The organism is Mucilaginibacter dorajii, from assembly GCF_024808255.1.
Lineage (GTDB): Bacteria > Bacteroidota > Bacteroidia > Sphingobacteriales > Sphingobacteriaceae > Mucilaginibacter > Mucilaginibacter dorajii.
The window spans coordinates 155,580-173,891 of sequence record NZ_JANTYS010000005.1 but is presented as its reverse complement, the minus strand read 5'-3'; the positions used below and the strand labels follow the sequence as shown (position 1 = coordinate 173,891).

Genomic DNA, 18,312 nt, shown 5'->3' with positions numbered 1-18,312 from the left:
TCAGTTTAGTGTTAACCTTGTTAAAATATAAAATATTGATTTATAGTTAATTGCGATGTGTCTTATCTGAAATATGTTAAGTTATGTTAACCCAATTAGATGCGTTTGCCCTGGGCTCTTAACATAATAATTTGTTTTTTATAGGAATTAATGAACTCCCTTCCGTCGGTTGTCTTCGTTATTACTTTATATTTTTTAATCAGAAACATAATGCAATTTGCAGGGTTTTATAATTATCAATTCAATATCAACCATGAAACTCAAAATATCGGAACCGTTTTGGCAGGTGGTAGGTCTGGGCGCGTTAGCGGGTATGCGTTCAACAGCTGCGCCTGCTATTGCAAGTCATATACTAAGTCATCACCAATCCAGGCAGCTTGATCATTCGCCTTTACAGTTCATGCAATCAAAAAATGTAGCGCTTGCATTAAAAGTACTTGCCGTTGGCGAAGTAATAGGCGATAAACTACCATCAACCCCAAACCGAATTAAAAGATCGTCTATAGGCTTCAGGATGCTTTCTGGTGCCCTGGCCGGGGCCAGTGTTTACAAAGCCATTGGCGGCAAAGCTGCTATGGGCGCGTTAATTGGAGGGGCTTCGGCCCTGGCTTCTACCTTCGGCAGCTTTTACCTGCGCAAAGGCGCTGTTAAAACCAGTCATGTGATGGATCCGCTTGTTGGCGCTATTGAAGATGCCCTGGTTATAGGCAGTGGCATTGAATTGGCCAACGCTGCTTAGTTAGTTGTTTTAGGCTGCATGTATTGTTCAAGGTTGCTGATCTCGTTACGGATTCTTGGTAAACTACCCGGATAATTTTGCTGGATATAGCTCACCAGGTTCTCGCGGATGTAACAGCGCAGGTCAAATGCTTCTGACGAGTTGCGGGCACTCATCAATACACGCACTTCTATATTGTTCTCCTTGGTATCGGTTACCTGTACAACCTGTACCTTTTTATCCCAAAGCGGACTTAAGTTAATCAGCCTTTCAAACTCCGTACGGATAACATCTAAAGGAATCGAATAATCTACGTATAAAAACACTGTACCCAGGATCTCGGATGATGTTCTCGTCCAGTTTTGGAATGGCTTGGTGATAAAGTAGTTAATGGGTAAAATAAGCCTTCGTTTGTCCCATATATTGAGTACTACATAAGTTAGGGTGATTTCTTCCACACGGCCCCATTCGCCTTCAACTACCAATACATCATCAATCCGGATAGGCTGCGTAAAAGCGATCTGAAAACCAGCGAGTAGGTTGCCCAGTGAACTTTGGGCTGCAAAACCTATGATGATACCACCAATACCCACACCTGTTAATAGCCCTGTGCCAATTTTACGCATGCTATCAAAACTAAGCAGGATGATTGCAATGGTTACAAAAATGATTACAACTACCAAAAACTTGCGGATAAACTGAATTTGGGTACGCACCTTACGTTCAACAAGGTTATCGGCTTTATTAAGGTCGTACGAATGATAAATATAATCTTCCAATATCCTGATGCAGCGTACCAGGATGCCTGCAAAAGAAATAGTCAGTAAAATTTCGATGGTCTTATCAAGCGGCGTAAGATATTCTTTTGGCATCCGCATTAACGGGATAAAAAGATTGAGCAGGAACAGCGGTATGAAATAAGTAATGGCTTTACCTAAGTTTACGATAACCGATCTGAATAGCGAATAATCCGTTTCCTTCTTTTCTGCATAAATTTTAAATAGACGGGTTACTACAACTTTGATTAATAGCCCAATAAATATGGCGGTTACTGCAATGATGAGGTTCCATACAAACGATGGCAGTTGTTTAGAAAATTCAAGCAAATCGGGAGGGAGTTTGTTCACAATATCCATAGCTTAAAACAGTAGTTAATCAATATGATAAATACTACGAATGTAAAATTGTTTTAGTAAGGTGTAACGAAATAGACGTTGATACACGTAAGTGTAGAATAATTGATAGATTTGTTTAAAAAGTCAGGAATTTAATTTCGCATACGCGAATTACATAATATAATCAGCAAATGGCTGCAGTTAATGATCACCAGGATATCAAAAGGGAAAAGATTTTAGAGGCATCGTACCAGCGGTTTTTACATTATGGTTATTCAAAAACCACGATGAATGAAATTGCCGGTGATCTATCTATGTCAAAGGCTTTGCTGTATTATTACTTTCCGGATAAAAGCCAGTTATATATTGCCGTAATGCGCAAACTGGCTAATGATTATATTAAATTGTTAGAAGATAACATCAACAATTTCGGTAATTTAAAAGACGCTTTTGTTTTCCAGATCAATACCAATCACGATTTTATAGTTAATAATTATAACTTTTTTGATTTTTTCAGGCTGAATGAACAAAACCTGCCAGATACCATTTGGGAAATTGTTGACCAGGTGCACCAGGCACAACTTGGCTTATTGGGTAATTCCATTAAAACCGAAGTGGAAAAAGGCATTATTAAACCGGTTGATAATCCCGAAGAAATTGTTGAATTGTTGCTTGATGCCATGCATGGTATCAGGGTAGGTTCATCGGTTGCGCAGAAGAAGGTAAGTTTTCCGCGTAAAGAACACCTGGAGGAGATCCGCACCAAAAAACTCATCCTGATAGATATCTTTATCAAGGGCTTGATGTATTAGTTGGTGCAATCGATTAATATCGAATCGGGGTATGTCAACACCCCGTAAAAATGGACTGCAGGAGCTGCAATGGCAGGGTTTTATAGATATCTTTGTTTGAACATTTAATAAAGGCCTTTTTTTTAAGGTCCTTTTCAATTATTGTTATACATATCCTGTTTTCAATAAGAGGTGATTGTTTTAGAGTGATTTAGCCGGGTAGAGATCTGATCTTTACCCGGCTTTTCTTTTGAATGCTTGCACCCACATTTATGATCAACCTAAGCCAATTTAAGTATAGCAAGAGGCAATTGTTTAAATATTTCACGTATTTTAATTTCATCTGTAACGGCGTGTGGTTTACCACTAACAATATTTTGCCATTGAGCAGGTGCGTCGGCGGGTAATATTAATCGGGTGTTTTGCCAGTCCAATTCATAAGGTTTTGAACTCTCGGGATTAATTTGCGCAAGATGTAAAGGGATGGCTACAATATACCATCGGTTTTTATCACTGCGGGCAAAGGCCAAAACATTATTCTTGTATTTACCTTTTACTGTTAATGGAACATACAGGCTATTTTCAAATAAGCCAGGATTGGCCCTTCGTTCGCTAAATAGCAGGTGGCTAAGCCAAAGCTTTATTTGAGCATCGTACCTGTTTTTCCAAAGGGTATCAATGGTGATTTTATCGTTAACAATGGCATCCAGGGCCTTCTCTCTTAAATCATAATCAACCGGCCGGCGGTTGTCAGGGTCAACCATACTCAGGTCCCAAAATTCGCAGCCCTGGTAAACGTCGGCCACACCCGGGCTGGTAAACTTTAAAATCATTTGCGAAAGCGAGTTGATAATGCCATAATCGGCCACTTTTTTAAAAAAAGGCAAAAAGCTTTTCATAAACCCGCTACCGGGTTTCAGAATGGCACTTACGAATTTTTGGGTACTTTCCTCATAAACTTCGTTTGGCTCGGCCCATTGGGTATGGAGTTTGGCTTCGCGCAGGCCTTTTACTGCGTACTCCTTAACCCGGTTTAAAAAATCGTCGTCATCTTCGCCCGGCATCGGGAAACTACCAATGATGCTTTGGTATAGCAGGTATTCGTCGTTAGCATCCGGTGAGCCATCGGTTTTATGTGGGGCGTTAATCTGTTGCCAATGTGTAACCATTTTTAGCCATTCATCGGCAATATCTGTCAGTACATTTAACCTTGCCCTTGCACCTTCGCCCCGTTTGGTATCATGTGTAGCTGTGGCGTTTAAAGCCAGCGGCCATTGCTGCTGCCGCTTAACCATAATGGAATGGAAATTATCAACAGGCAGGCCGAATGTCTCTGGCGTATCCCCAACTTCGTTATGACCAATAAAACGATCATAAGTATACATCAGGGTATCTTCAACGCCTTTTGCCATCAGCGGGCCTGTAAACTGCATACAGCGCTGGTAAAATTGCAGTATACGCTTGCTCCTTGCAGGTGTATACTGCTTCAGCAAAATATCCTCTAATAAATCAGCGCTTTTTTCTAAATCAGGTTTTGCTTCGCGTATGCTTTTAAAAATCCACTTGATGGCCTTTTGCTCAGCCGCGGGCAAGGGAAAACCGTTGCCATAGTACCGGTAAACCGGGCAACGGATCAGGAATTCGGCTATCAGCTGCTTAAAACTGTGATGTTTAAATAGTTCCGCGTTGATCAGTTCAAGATCGCAGAAAAGCCTGTATAGGTTTTCCAGTTCTCCATACATATGCTCATATAAAATGAGTGATTTCTTTTTTAAGATGGCTCTGGTTATCGGCAGCTTGTCTTTTGTAAGCTCGCGATAGAAACCGGCAAAAGCATGTTTACTTTCTGCCTGGGTAAAAAGGTTATTTACCGTAGCCAGGAAATCGTAACCGGTACTGCCTTGTACAGGCCAATCGCCGGGGAACTTCTCGCCATCTTCCAGGATCTTTTCAACTACAATATAGGTTTCTGGACCTGTTAACGCCCGAAGCCGTTCAAGATAGCCTTTAGGATCATACAATCCATCGATATGATCGAGCCGAAGCCCCCGGATGATATCCTTGTCCAAAAGTTCTTTAATCAGTTCATGGCAGGTGTCAAATACCGTTGGCAGCTGCATATTAAGGCAGATCAAACCGTTTACCGTAAAAAACCTGCGGAAATTGATTTGTTTTTCTGTTTCCTGCCAAAAACAAAGCTGGTAGTATTGTTCATCAGAGATGCGTTTTATTATACCTGTATCTGCATTTATCTTTTCAATACATTGCCTTAGTATTTTTTTTACTGATGCCGATTTATTCAGGGAGGTCAACTGCTCCTTTAATTCGGTAAAACCAAGCGCGTAAGCAATATCATCATCAGTTTGCTGCAGTTCTTTAATTTGAACTATTATTTCGCTTATCGCGTCGTTGGGCTCATATGATGTCTGTAAAATGGTGACATACCCGTGAAGGTTGATGGGGTAAAATTGTTCGCCATAGGTAAAAACAAAGCCCGGATCTTTCAGGTCGATTTGAATTTGTCGTTCGCTTAATGCTTCCTCAAAAGGTACGCCCAAAAACGGCACCATTAAACGGTTATTATAAATTGGTGCCGACCAGCTGATGTCAAAAAAATCAACATAGGCAGATCGTTTGCCTTTTTCAAGCACATCCATTAACCAGGCATTATTTTGATGGTAAGCCATGTGGTTGGGCACAATATCCTGTAACCAGCCGATGTTGTTTTTTTTTAGCAATTTGCTGATGCTTTCTAACTCGGCCATCGTACCAATCTCCGGGTTAATTCGCAGCGGGTTAACCACATCGTATCCATGGGTACTGCCGGGTACCGCTTCAAAAATAGGGGAGGCATAAAGTGTACCGATGCCCAACCGTGTTAAATAGGGGATGATGGCCTTTAAATGCTTAAAGGTAAAATCTTTATTAAACTGGATCCTGTAGGTGGTAATGGGGTTATGCATGGTGTTGGGTGTAGATGAGGATGGCTTGGGGCGATACGGCGGCAATGCCTGAACTTATAAATTCTGCAGCTACTGCCGGCCCGTTCCATTTTGGGTCGGCGCTATCCAGTAGTTTTTGCCATTGGTTTATCCCTGCGGGGATATTTACCTGTTGTTCATGGTTAGAGAAATTTAACAGGCAAATCACTTGCTGATCATCTGTCCAACGTTGAATGGTGAGGGTATTACTTGCTTCATTGACCAACACGCTCATATTTTCGCGATTTGTATTTTTGAATGCCGGTTGGCTTTTTCTGAGCCTGATGAGGTTTTTGTAATACTCACGCATCACTTTGTGTTGTCCTTTATCCAATAAACCCCAACTTATTTTGGAGTTTTCAAAGGTTGATTGATCTTGTGGATCTGGTGCTTTACCCTCTGCATGAAAATCGGCAAATTCGGCTTTGCGGCCTTTTCTTACGGCTTCAATCAGTTCCTCCTGACTATGGCTTACAAAAAACTGGAAAGGATTGGGTTCACTCCATTCCTCACCCATAAATAACATGGGTAAAAAGGGACTGATCATTACCGCGCCGGTCATCAGTTTCTGCATTTCAAAGCTAAAAAGCCGGCTTGAGCGCTCGCCCAACATGCGGTTGCCCACCTGGTCGTGGTTTTGCGAGAACACTACAAATTGCCGTCCATTGATCCCTTCGGTTGTGGTGCCAAACGTTTTTTGCCTTTGATTGGAGTATTGCCCGTGATAAACATATCCATTTTGGTAGGCTTCGGCCAAGTCGGCAATGCCATTAAAGTCGCTGTAATAACCGTTGCGTTCGCCGCCTGCAGTAACTCGCAGGGCATGATGAAATTCATCAATCCACTGGCCGTCAAAACCGTAGCCATCTTTTTGTAATGGATTAATGTAGCGGGTATCATTCAGGTCGCATTCGGCAATTACATAATGGGTTCTGCCGGTTTCCTGAGTCAGTTTGGCCACGTGCTGGTTAATCTCCCTTAAAATATGGTTCGGACTAAAATCCCTGATGGCGTGTACCGCGTCCATCCGTAATGCATCCACATGAAAATCGCGGAACCACATCAACACATTCTCAATAAAATATCGCCTAACCTCGTCGCAACCTGCGTCATCAAAATTAATAGCGCTGCCCCAGGGCGTATGATATTTGTCGGTAAAATAATGACCGTACTGCCCAAAGTAATTGCCCTCGGGGCCAAGGTGATTGTAAACCACATCCAACACTACCGCCAAACCCCTTTGGTGACATGCATTAACCAAATGTTGCAATGCTGCAGGGCCGCCGTAGCTATTTTGCACCGCGAAAGGAAAAACACCATCGTATCCCCAGTTGCGGCTGCCAGGAAACTGCGAAACCGGCATGATCTCGATAGCGGTTATCCCCAAATCAACCAGGTAGTCCAGTTTATCCTCGATACCCTTGAATGTACCATCGGCAGAGAATGTGCCGCTATGCAACTCGTAAAAGATGTAGTTGGATAGGGGAATGTTTTGCCAGTCGGCATCCGTCCAGGCAAAAGCTTTCAGATCAAACGCAGCTGACGGGCCATGAACTCCCCCGGGTTGCAACAGTGAAGCCGGATCTGGTAATGATTTGCCATTCACTACAAACTGATATTGATCGCCGGGTTTAAGCTTGTTAGTTGTAAGCGAAAAGTAACCATGTTCTTGTTTGATTATGGCTAACTCTTCATCCGCAAGCTTCAGCAAAACTTTATCAGTAAATGGTGCCCAAACCAATACATCTGCCAGGCCCAGATTATTAAAATTTACACCTATAGTTCTGTTAATGATGTTTTGTTTCGCCATTATGGATCAACTCGTGTTTTAGTAATATAACCGATCTTGCCTCTACCTGTATGGTTTCCTCTGCCTTGAAGGTTCCTTGTACGTCGTCAAATTGCTTCTTATTGGTGTCGATGATCAGTTCCCAATCTTCCGAATATTCGGTGGCGGGTAGTTTATAGCTTAAGGCTTCGCTATGCGCGTTGAAAATCACATAGAAATTATCGTCCACAACTTTTTCACCTTCCGCGTTCACACTGTGCAGGCCTAATCCGTTCAAAAACACCGCTACCGACTTGGCAAAATCGTGGTTCCAGTTGTCCTCGCTCATTTCAGATCCATCGGGCAAAAACCAGGCAATATCTGCAACGCCGCTCTTTTTATCGGCTTCGCCCTTAAACCAGCTTTTGCGTGAAAACGCGGCATGTTCTTTTCTTAGCTTGATGAGTTTACCGGTAAAGTCCGTTAGTTCCTTATCCATCGTCTTCCAGTTGACCCAGGAGATCTCGTTATCCTGGCAATAAGAGTTGTTGTTGCCTTTTTGGGTGCGGCTCATTTCATCGCCGGCTACCAGCATGGGTACACCTTGCGAAAGGAACAGCGTGGTTAAAAAATTCTTTTTTTGTTTTTCGCGCAGCTCATTAATGGCCGGGTCATTGGTGGGGCCTTCAACGCCGCAGTTCCAGGAACGGTTATGGCTTTCACCATCGTTATTATCCTCGCCGTTGGCGTCGTTGTGCTTTTCGTTATAACTTACCAGGTCGTTAAGCGTAAAGCCATCATGGGCGGTTACAAAATTTATGCTGGCGGTTGGCCGGCGGTATGATTTGTAAAGATCAGAACTTCCCGTAATCCTGTCGCCAAACTCGGCCAATGAGCTTTCGGTGCCGCTCCAAAAGTCGCGGATACTATCGCGGTATTTACCATTCCATTCGGCCCATCCCGCGGGGAATTTGCCAACCTGGTAGCCACCTTCGCCAATATCCCATGGTTCGGCAATCAGCTTAACCTGCGAAATGCAGGGATCCTGGTGAATGATATCGAAAAATGCGCTCAGGCGGTTTACCTCATGCAATTCGCGGGCAAGGGTGGCCGCCAAATCAAACCGGAAGCCATCAACATGCATATCCAGTATCCAGTAGCGCAGACTATCCATCATCAGGCGTAATACGTTGGGCAGGTTGGCATTAAGTGTGTTACCCGTGCCTGTATAATCCATATAATAGCGGTTATCTTCCGTTAGCCGATAGTAGCAGCAATTATCAATACCGCGGAAGGATAGGGTAGGCCCCATCTCGCTGCCTTCGCCGGTATGATTATAAACCACATCCAATATCACCTCAATACCGGCTTTATGCAGCTCTTTAACCATGGTTTTAAACTCGGTTACCTGGCCGCCAAGCGCTCCGCTCGATGAATACCGGGCATCCGGCGCAAAAAAGCCAATGGTGTTATAACCCCAGTAATTGGTTAAACCTTTATCTATCAAATGCCGGTCGTTCAAAAAATGGTGTATCGGCATTAACTCAATGGCGGTTATGCCAAGTTCTTTTAAATACTTAATAGTAACCGGGTGACCAATGGCCGCGTAGGTACCCCTGATCTCTTCGGGGATCTCGGGATGCATCTTAGTAAAACCTTTAACGTGGGCTTCGTAAATTACTGAGTTGTAGTATTCGATACATGGGGCTGTATCACCTTCCCAATCAAAGTTATGGTCAACTACTACCGATTTGGGTACAAAGGCCGCATTATCACTTTCGCTAAAGCTGAGGTCATTATCCTGGTTACCAATTTCATAGCCAAATAAGGAGTCGTCCCAGTTAATAACGCCCGATATAGCCTTGGCATAAGGATCTAACAATAATTTATTGGGATTAAAACGATGCCCGTTCTCGGGCTCATAGGGGCCGCTTACACGGTAGCCGTATAGCTGACCTGGTTTTAAACCGGGAATGTAAATATGCCAGATCAGTTCGGAGTATTCGGTGATGTTTATTCTTTGCGATTCAATTTCATCTTCGTGGTTATTAAAAAGGCAAAGCTCAACGCCGGTAGCGTTCTCGGAATATAATGTAAAATTAACGCCCTTGCCATCCCACGTTGCGCCAAGCGGGAATGATTTGCCGGGGTATGTTGTTATTTTCATAATGATCAGTAATGGTCAAACATTGTTTTGTCCCCTTTTTAATGAAAATCGTATGAATTTTGTTTGAGCGCCCCCAACTTTTTGTTTTAAACATTGTTGACTATCCTGAACGTAAAAGACAAACGCCATACAGGTTACTTTATCTTTAAATAGCTTAATTTATAATTGATTGTTATGAATATCTATGTAGCTTTGTATTAATAATACTACCTAATAATGAGCAAAAAAATATTTGTTGTTGAAGACGATGTAGATCTGTCTGAAGCTATACAGATGATCTTACAGGGCGAGGGTTACACTGCCGTAGCTTCTTTTGATAAAAACTCAATTAAAGGGGTTATTTTGCATATGCCCGATATGGTATTGGTTGATAATAAGCTTAAAGATGGATTTGGCAGCGAACTTTGTGCCACTATAAAAAAGCATCCGCTTACCAGCCATATCCCGGTTATTATGATATCGGGCTATGCCGATATCGCAGATATTGCAAAAGCCTGCGGTGCAGATGCATGGTTAAGCAAACCGTTTGAATTAACCGAATTAATACGTGTAGTGGCCCATCACCTAAAGCACGCGGCTTAATTTTTAGTTAATTCTGTTGTTTCGTAAGTTTCATCCTGAAACGATTATTTACTATTCTAAAAGCTTTAATTATTTCGCCTGGCCTTTCAAATATTCCTCAAATGATTCGTCATTATAATTGGTAGGGCCGGTATGTTTGTATTTTAGGCTGCCATCTTTACCAAATACCAGCGTGGTAGGAATACTACCATCCAACAACGCATCCGGGAATGTGCTCACTGAGTTATATAAGGGTAAATCATAATCATTCTTTTTGAGAAAGGCCTTTGATTTGGCAAAATCGTCGTCTACGTCAACCATTACAAAAACAACTTGCGGGTTATTCCTGAATTTTTGCCGGAGTTTATTGATTGATGGCATTTCGGCCAGACAGGGCGGGCACCAGGTTGCCCAGTAATTCACAAACACCACTTTGTTTTTTAAGTCTGATAAGGAAACGGTATTACCGCTGGTATCCCTGTAGCTATAGTTGGGCAGGTTGGTATATGTTTTATGATGATTGGCATAGCCTGTAACATCGGGCTTGTATGAACCTATAGCCATTAAACCGCGTATGAGGTAACCTTTGGCAACGGGGCTTGCCATGGTTAGTATGGTTAAAGCTACTATGATGGCCAGGCCTATATTTGAAAAACTAAAATGCTTCCGTTGTATCATATCACTAATATAATGTAATTGACCGGTTAGTATGGCAGTTTATCACGCAATAAACCATAAACCCAGGTGCCCGCAATAGCGCTTAGCAAAGTAACCGATATTACTAAAAAGCCGCTGCCTATTTGTGCAAATAGCGGTCCGGGGCAGGCACCGGTAATTGCCCAGCCCAAGCCAAATATCAGGCCACCGTAAACATTGCCCCAGTTGAATTTTTTTGTTGGGATGATGACTGTCTCGCCATGAATGGTTTTGATATTGAATTTTTTGATGATCAAAATAGAGATCATGCCTACAACAATGGCACTGCCGATAATGCCATACATATGAAAAGCCTGCAGCCTGAACATCTCCTGGATCCTGAACCACGAAACTACCTGCGATTTCACTAACACTAAGCCGAACAGCAGCCCTATAAAAAGGTATTTGATGTTTTTCATGCTATAAACTGATGAGGTAAGGTAAAATAAACCAGGTCATTGCAAAGCCGCCTATCATAAAGCAGCAGGTAGCTACTAACGATGGCCATTGCAGGCTGGAGATGCCCATAATGGCATGGCCAGACGTGCAGCCACCCGCGTACCTGATGCCAAAACCAACCATAAAACCACCCACAACTATAAATATAAAACCGCGTAAGGTTAGCAGCTGATCAAAGCTGAAAATATCCTGGGGTAACAAGCCGTCAAAACGCTTTATGCCTTCCTGTTTAAGTAAAGCGGTTGTTTGCGGGTTGATATTTACTGTTTGGTTGCCCGATAAAAGTTGTGTGGCGATAAATCCGCCTATAATAATGCCGGCAGCAAAAAACAGGTTCCAGCTTTCTTTTTTCCAGTCGTATTTAAAAAAGGCAATATTGGCAGGCAAACAAGCCGCGCAGATATGCCTCAAAGACGATGAGATACCAAAGGTTTTATTGCCAAGTAACAGCAGGGCAGGCACCACAAGACCAATCAAAGGCCCCGCGACGTACCATGGCCAGGGTTGTTTTAAAAACTCCATATTAAGATTTTTGATACAACGAATATACTTAGAAGTTGTTTAAAAACGGTTTCGCGGAAATATTATAGTATAAAGAAGAACCGGCATTGCTGAGTTTATAAATAGTGGATTGTGAGGACGGAGTAACAATATGGAGTAACAATATAAAGCTACGGCATTGCGAGGTACGAAGCAATCGCGAACTATGCAGATCCACCCTGTTTAGCGGGCGATTGCTTCGTACCTGCCCCTGACGTGTTGGATTCGTAAGGCTTGTCACCCAGAGCCTGTCGAAGGGCGCGTGCAGAGGCCTTCGACAGGCTACCCATGACAAGTTGTAAAACGGAAGTCATCCCGAACTTATTTCGGGACCCCACAGGACAGGTAACCCGCATGATGTATACTTAGCGAGTGGGGTGCTGAAACAAGTTACCCATGACATTAGCTTTAGCGTCGCTTTGTCATTTCCCCCTTCACAGTCCGCGGATTTCGTTCTTCGCAATGACATGGTGTACTTGTGCCATACAATTTTAATTTTTATTTGTTTAAGTGTTATTGTAACAATATATTTACCAGTAATTATATGTCCTAATACATATCCAATTAAGTGAAAAGGTTTATCGCCATGCTGTTATTAAATGTGCATCTGTTCAATTTGGGCGGATACCAATTTGTATTTCAGTATCTGATCAACCAATCGGATGTGCAAATTGTGAAGCAGATCTATGAAAACAAGATCGACGCTACCAAGCTTGTTGAAATCAAGGTGCCTGTTCACATGCCCGGTATCCATCCCTGGAAAAACTATGTAAGGCTTAACGGGCAGTTGCAACTAAAAGGCGTTTATTACAATTACCTGCGTTACAAAATGACGCCCGATACCATGTCGTTCATTTGTATTGCCAATAGCGTTAAAACCCGGCTGGTTACCGCTGGCCTGGTCATAGCCAAGGAACTAAATGACGTGCCTTTGAGTAAAAAAGGGCACGATTCTTCGCTTAAAAAAGTAAACATAGGTAACGACTATAACTTTACTGTGCTTAATTACCAGTTTACGCCGTTTTCAACGTTATTAAAAGCTGAAACAAGCCCTATAATCTACCATCTCCACAATCCCTACGTTGAATCACCCGGCAAACCGCCAAATTTTACCTGCTAATTATAGCAACCAAATTATGATGTTGAATTGTTCTTTATTAATAAAAGTGCAGTTTGATTTAATTATTGCCAAAGCAGCTTACCACGCCTTTAACCCGGCGTTGAAGTTGCCGTTAACAATTACGTAATTTCATGCTACTCCCTTTAAAAACAAGCTTTGTATTATGGCTTTATAGCCGTAAATGATGCTTTATCAACCTGTTTATTATTAATTTTTATTGTTGATTTTTCTTACTTAGATCGAATGAAACATTCTTTACTCTATTTTTACAGATGCTGTATCGTGATGGCTTGCTGCCTTATTTTATCAAATTTAGCGCAGGCCCAAACCGAGGCAGACGCTTTGATGATCCCCAAAAACTACGTCTGCGCTGCCGGTGTTTATACACACAGCCAATGGGATCATTACTGGGAAGGCACCTTTAAACGCGACGCGCCAAACCTGGGTACCGTAAGTTCAAACTCGTACATGCTTGGTTTTGTATATGGCTTGTCAAACCGGATTAACTTATCTGTATCGTTACCTTACGTAACCACCAACGCCAGCGCCGGAACTTTAAGAGGCGAACATAATATACAGGATATAAGCGCGTATGCAAAATGGCTTGCCGTTAAGGGGGAGGTAGGTAAGGGGCTATTAACTTTTCACGCTATTTTATCAGGATCGATACCTGCCAGTAATTACGAAGCCGACTTTTTACCTTTATCAATAGGTTTACACAGCAAAAATGTTGCTTTACGTGGTTTGGTGAATTACCAGGTTAGTCAGCTTTTTGTTGCCGGTGCCTATCAATATGTACGCAGGAGTAATATCACTATCGACAGAAATTCCTATTACACTACCGAAATGCATTACACCAACCAGGTTGAAATGCCAAATGTATCCAACTTTTTGGTAAGCGCCGGTTTCAGGAGTCTGGCATTTAACGCCGAGGCTACCTTAACTAAGGTTACCACGCTGGGCGGTTTTGATATCCGTAAAAATGATAACCCATTTCCGAGTAATAAAATGAACTCAACCCTGGCAGGTGTTATTTTTAAATACAGCTTTCAAAAAATCGCGGGTTTAGAGCTTACCGCCGGTGGTAATTATGTGTTAAAAGGCAGGAACGTAGGTCAGGCCCGCACCATGTATGGTGGCATTTACTACATTTTTAACACCCGGAAAGAAAAATAATTGTAAACAACGTTAATAAGAATCTGATGAAAAGACCATTACTTTATATAATTCCATCTTTGTTTTTAGGAGTAGCTGTTTTAAGCTCATCCTGTAAAAAGGAGATAACAGACCGCACCAGTTTATACCCCGCTTTAGCGCCAACCAATCTCGATTTAACTGCTGATACCTGGAAACCTGTGTTGGTAAAAGATTTCAGCACACTTACTGTTTCTGCACCTGACGCGGTTACATCGCCAGCATACCTGGCCGATATCAACGAGATAAAAGCGATGCAGCGTAGTTTAACTGCCGATCAGAAAGCCAGTATCAAATATTGGAGCGCGGGCGCTGTTTTACGCTGGAACGAGATTCTGAGGGAACTGGTTGCAAAACATAACGTGGCACCCTACCAAAACCCCGATGGTACTTACCCTGCGCCAAACTCGGCTAATCCGTTCAACTATCCCGAGTTTCCGTTTTCAAACCCGCCTTACGCTGCAAGGGCTTATGCTTATGTAAGCGCGATGCAGTACGATGCTTTAATAGCGGCCTGGCATTTTAAAAACACGTACAATCGTACAGCACCTTATAAAAATGATCCTACAGTACAGGCTTTGATCCCGGTTTCTGCTTTACCGTCATACCCCAGCGAAGATGCGGTTGTTGCAGGTGCTACCGCCGAGATTATGAAATTATTGTTCCCTACCGAGATTGCTTATATCAACGAAAAAGCACAGGAAGAAAAACTATACCGTATTATGGCCGGTGCCAATACCCGTGGTGAGGTTACCGCGGGCGAATCATTGGGCAAGCAGGTTGCTACCGTATTTGCAGCCCGTGCCCGTGCAGATCGTGCCGGTAAAGCTATTGGCGACCCAACAGTTTGGGCTAAATTACAAACCACAGCTTACGACAAAAATAACTACTGGCAAAGTCTTGAAACTCCAAAAAGGCCGCCAATGTTGCCGTTATTTTCTAAAGTATTACCGTTTTTGTTTGATACATTAACTGTTGTTGCGTTGCGCCCGGCGCCTCCATATGCCTACAACTCAGCAGATTTTATCAGGGAAGCACAGGAAGTTACCGCGATGAGCAAAAATCACAGTCGTGATCATGAAGAACAGGTTGCTTTTTGGGCTGATGGTATTGGTACTTATACGCCAACAGGTCATTGGAATGCTATTGCTGCAGATGAATTTGTAAAACAAAACTATAGCGAAGTGCGCTGGGCACGTAATTTTGCGTTATTGAACATGGCCGAAATGGACGCCGCTATTGTTTGCTGGGATACCAAATATTTTTACTTTAACCAACGCCCGTCTCAAGCAGACCCGATTATCAAAACTTTAACAGGCGTGCCGAACTTTCCGGCCTATACATCAGGACACTCTAACTTCAGCGCTGCCGCTGCAACCGTGTTAACCTATTTGTTGCCCGATAGAGGAACTAAGTTTACCGATTTGGCACAAGCAGCTGCAATGTCGAGGTTATACGGCGCTATTCACTTCCGCAGTGATTGTGAAGTTGGTTTGGTAACCGGTGCAAAAGTTGGTCAATACGCTGTTAACAGGGGCAAGGCAGACGGAGCGGGGAATTAATTACAACAGAAAAAGAGTTACAAAAATGTCGCGCTTAACTATCGATCAAAAGATTTATTTCACACTTCGCTTTGCAGCAGCAATGTGCTTTATTGGTCATGGTGCTTTTGGCATCATCACTAAACAGATCTGGTGCAATTACTTCGCGGTTTTTGGTATCGGGCATGATACGGCTTATACCTTGATGCCTTATGTTGGTACCATTGATATCCTGTTTGGCTTATCATTATTGGTTTATCCAACAAGGGTTGTAGCAGGTTGGCTGGTAATATGGGGAATAGCTACCGCTACTATGCGGCCATTATCAGGCGAGCCATTTGCCGAGCTTATTGAGCGGGCCGGTAATTTTGGGGCACCGTTTGTGCTTTTATTATTGCAGGGCGGTTTTAAAATACCCTTTAAGCAATGGTTTAACCGTATGGATGATAACGTAAGTTTAGATGCCGAGACTTTAAAAACAGTAATTAGTTTTTTAAGGGTATTCGCGTTCTTGCTGTTAGTTGGCCATGGGTGGTTAAATCTTCTTGAAAAGAAAGGCCTCATAGGCCAGTATCATTCTTTAGGTTTTAATGACCCGGCTAAAACGGCGCACATTGTTGGTATACTCGAAATCCTGGCTGCTTTTTCTGTACTCATCCGTCCCTTTGCAAATATATTGCTGTTATTTATCGCCTGGAAAATAACCAGTGAACTGTTTTATCCCAAATATGAAATTTTTGAATGGGTAGAACGCGGTGGCAGTTATGGCGTACTGCTGTCTTTATGGTTCGCGGTTAAAAAAGTGCCTTCAGGTTTCTTATCATTAACCTTTAAAAAACAGGTTCCTATCAAAGTTTAATCATGTACATAAAACCCCTGTAAAAAGGGTCTAAGTCGGGATTTTATGCCCGGCTTAGCTATGCTTTTAGCAAACCATTTATAAATACTTAAAAATCTAATATGAAATCAATCTTAAAACTCATTACCGGTATCACAATCGCTATTGTATTTTTATACACCAAAGCAAACGCCCAGGGCTGCGTAGCCATCAGGAGCACAGGTGGTTTATGCACTATGGATGAGCATCCTGATAGTGCCAATGCCGATGCAGGCAGCTGGCTATTTAATAGCAACAATCGCTACTTTCGTTCATACAAACACTTTGTAGGTACACAGGAGCAAAAACAACGTATTGCCTTAGGTACCAACGTAATTAATCATTCTTATACCCAGGATTTAACCCTTACCCGCATTTTTAATAATCGTTGGTCGTTTGCGGTTAATGTACCGGTTATTGATAACAGCCGTTCATCGTTATATGAGCATGGCAACAAAGAACGCCTGAGCACGCATTCCTTTGGTTTAGGCGATATCAGGTTAACTGCTTATGCATGGTTGCTAAATCCGGCCAAAGCACGCAAAGGAAACATCCAGGTTGGCTTAGGTTTAAAACTTGCAACCGGTAACTACAATTACCAGGATTATTTTTATCATACCGCTGCCAACGATGCCCGTACACTTGGTCCGGTTGATCAGTCAATTCAGTTGGGCGATGGCGGTACTGGCATCACTACCGAATTGAATACCTATTACAATTTCACCCATAAATTTGGCCTTTACGGCAGCTTTTACTACCTCATTAGCCCAAGGGAGCAAAACGGTGTATCTACAGCCCGCGGGGGGGTGCCAAGCACCAAAGCAGTGGCTAATGGAAGCGATATCATGAGCGTACCAGACCAGGTAATGATCAGGGGAGGTGCAAGCTATGGGATCAGCAAATTTGATTTTTCGGCAGGCGTACGTTATGAGTGTTTACCGGTTCATGACCTGGTGGGGGGCAGCAACGGTTTCAGGAGGCCGGGCTACATCATCTCGGCCGAGCCGGGTGTTACTTACCGTTTAAAATCGTTATCTGTTTATGCCTTTGTGCCTGTTGCCTTAAAACGCGACCGTACACAAAGCGTTCCTGATAAACTTACGACACAGCAAACCGGAACTTATACCCAGGGCGACGCTGCTTTTGCTGATTACGCCATCAACATCGGAATTACGTACAGATTTAAATAGAAAGTTGGTTAATGTTTAAGGAGAAGCCGGGCTTGAGACCCCCGGCTTTTTTGTTTTTTATGATACTATTTTATTAAAAAAAGATAGTTTTACGCTATGAACACTCCCGAAGAAAACTTTGCGGCCTTAGGTTTAAACCTGCCGCCTGCACCAAAGCCGCTTGGCGTTTATAAACCCTGTTTAGTTGATGGTAAATACCTTTATTTATCGGGCCACGGAACGGTGCAGGATGATGGTACGCTGATCATCGGTCGTATTGGTGCCGATATTAATATGGAAGATGGTAAGCTTGCTGCCCGCCAGGTAGGTTTGGCTATGCTGGCTACTATTAAAGCCAATATTGGCAGCCTTGATAAAGTTAAACGCGTTATTAAAGTATTGGGCATGGTTAACTGCACCCCGGATTTTGAAAGACATCCGTTTATCATAAATGGCGCCAGCGAGCTATTTGCAAAAGTTTGGGGCGAAGAAAACGGGATAGGCGTACGCAGCGCTGTTGGTATGGGATCGCTGCCCGATAATATTCCTGTGGAGATTGAGGCTTTGTTTGAATTGGTTTGAGGGAAGAATCAAGAATTAAGAGTCAAGAGTCAA

At 42.8% G+C, this 18,312-nt stretch carries 16 protein-coding genes; 9 read left to right on the top strand and 7 right to left on the bottom strand.

Features of this window, described 5'->3' with window-relative positions; translation table 11 throughout:
- Window positions 1-253 precede the first annotated feature (253 nt).
- Window positions 254-739 carry a DUF4126 family protein gene (locus FHS10_RS08685; protein WP_259089337.1) on the top strand — a complete coding sequence of 162 codons (486 nt, stop codon included), beginning with the start codon at window positions 254-256 and terminating at the stop codon, window positions 737-739.
- On the opposite strand, the gene FHS10_RS08680 is transcribed toward FHS10_RS08685, so the two are convergent.
- Complete coding sequence (locus tag FHS10_RS08680) at window positions 736-1,854, bottom strand: mechanosensitive ion channel family protein (protein ID WP_259089335.1); 1,119 nt, start codon at window positions 1,852-1,854, stop codon at window positions 736-738. The two genes, FHS10_RS08685 and FHS10_RS08680, sit on opposite strands and share 4 nt — an antisense overlap.
- Window positions 1,855-2,024: 170 nt before the next feature.
- Here FHS10_RS08680 and FHS10_RS08675 point away from each other — a divergent pair, with 170 nt between their 5' ends.
- Window positions 2,025-2,645 carry a TetR/AcrR family transcriptional regulator gene (locus FHS10_RS08675; protein WP_259089334.1) on the top strand — a complete coding sequence of 207 codons (621 nt, stop codon included), beginning with the start codon at window positions 2,025-2,027 and terminating at the stop codon, window positions 2,643-2,645.
- 260 nt (window positions 2,646-2,905) lie between these two features.
- Here the strand turns inward: FHS10_RS08675 and treY are convergent, their stop codons facing one another.
- The 3 genes from treY to glgX are packed head-to-tail and all read right to left on the bottom strand — an operon-like array spanning window position 2,906 to window position 9,540.
- Window positions 2,906-5,587 carry a malto-oligosyltrehalose synthase gene (gene treY, locus FHS10_RS08670; protein ID WP_259089332.1) on the bottom strand — a complete coding sequence of 894 codons (2,682 nt, stop codon included), beginning with the start codon at window positions 5,585-5,587 and terminating at the stop codon, window positions 2,906-2,908.
- Window positions 5,580-7,415, bottom strand: a complete 1,836-nt coding sequence (gene treZ / locus FHS10_RS08665; protein ID WP_259089330.1) for a malto-oligosyltrehalose trehalohydrolase — start codon at window positions 7,413-7,415, stop codon at window positions 5,580-5,582. Before treZ ends, treY begins: the two co-directional genes overlap by 8 nt.
- Window positions 7,393-9,540, bottom strand: coding sequence for a glycogen debranching protein GlgX (gene glgX, locus FHS10_RS08660; protein ID WP_259089324.1), 2,148 nt, complete (start codon window positions 9,538-9,540; stop codon window positions 7,393-7,395). Before glgX ends, treZ begins: the two co-directional genes overlap by 23 nt.
- A gap of 216 nt (window positions 9,541-9,756) precedes the next feature.
- Here glgX and FHS10_RS08655 point away from each other — a divergent pair, with 216 nt between their 5' ends.
- Entirely contained in the window at window positions 9,757-10,122 is a 366-nt protein-coding gene (locus tag FHS10_RS08655; protein ID WP_259089316.1) for a response regulator transcription factor, read from the top strand.
- A 69-nt stretch (window positions 10,123-10,191) separates the two neighbouring features.
- Here FHS10_RS08655 and FHS10_RS08650 read toward each other — a convergent pair whose 3' ends face one another.
- Genes FHS10_RS08650 through FHS10_RS08640 form a run of 3 tightly spaced genes read right to left on the bottom strand, consistent with a single transcriptional unit; the run spans window position 10,192 to window position 11,778 of the window.
- Window positions 10,192-10,779 carry a TlpA family protein disulfide reductase gene (locus tag FHS10_RS08650; protein ID WP_259089314.1) on the bottom strand — a complete coding sequence of 196 codons (588 nt, stop codon included), beginning with the start codon at window positions 10,777-10,779 and terminating at the stop codon, window positions 10,192-10,194.
- A 26-nt stretch (window positions 10,780-10,805) separates the two neighbouring features.
- Entirely contained in the window at window positions 10,806-11,216 is a 411-nt protein-coding gene (locus tag FHS10_RS08645) for a DUF6691 family protein (RefSeq protein ID WP_259089312.1), read from the bottom strand.
- 1 nt (window position 11,217) lies between these two features.
- Window positions 11,218-11,778, bottom strand: coding sequence for a YeeE/YedE family protein (locus FHS10_RS08640; RefSeq protein WP_259089311.1), 561 nt, complete (start codon window positions 11,776-11,778; stop codon window positions 11,218-11,220).
- Window positions 11,779-12,364: 586 nt separating this feature from the next.
- Here FHS10_RS08640 and FHS10_RS08635 point away from each other — a divergent pair.
- The 6 genes from FHS10_RS08635 to FHS10_RS08610 all read left to right on the top strand — a co-directional run bounded on the left by FHS10_RS08635 (window position 12,365) and on the right by FHS10_RS08610 (window position 18,279).
- Window positions 12,365-12,916 carry a hypothetical protein gene (locus FHS10_RS08635; RefSeq protein ID WP_259089310.1) on the top strand — a complete coding sequence of 184 codons (552 nt, stop codon included), beginning with the start codon at window positions 12,365-12,367 and terminating at the stop codon, window positions 12,914-12,916.
- Window positions 12,917-13,159: 243 nt separating this feature from the next.
- Entirely contained in the window at window positions 13,160-14,092 is a 933-nt protein-coding gene (locus tag FHS10_RS08630; protein WP_259089308.1) for a hypothetical protein, read from the top strand.
- Between the two features lie 26 nt (window positions 14,093-14,118).
- Entirely contained in the window at window positions 14,119-15,672 is a 1,554-nt protein-coding gene (locus tag FHS10_RS08625) for a vanadium-dependent haloperoxidase (protein WP_259089306.1), read from the top strand.
- A gap of 25 nt (window positions 15,673-15,697) precedes the next feature.
- Entirely contained in the window at window positions 15,698-16,510 is an 813-nt protein-coding gene (locus tag FHS10_RS08620) for a hypothetical protein (protein ID WP_259089304.1), read from the top strand.
- 101 nt (window positions 16,511-16,611) lie between these two features.
- A complete protein-coding gene (locus FHS10_RS08615) occupies window positions 16,612-17,718 on the top strand; it encodes a hypothetical protein (protein ID WP_259089303.1) in 1,107 nt (368 codons plus the stop codon).
- 96 nt (window positions 17,719-17,814) lie between these two features.
- Window positions 17,815-18,279 (top strand): RidA family protein, encoded by a 465-nt coding sequence (locus FHS10_RS08610; RefSeq protein WP_259089302.1) that lies wholly within the window; start codon window positions 17,815-17,817, stop codon window positions 18,277-18,279.
- The last annotated feature ends 33 nt before the right edge of the window (window positions 18,280-18,312 follow it).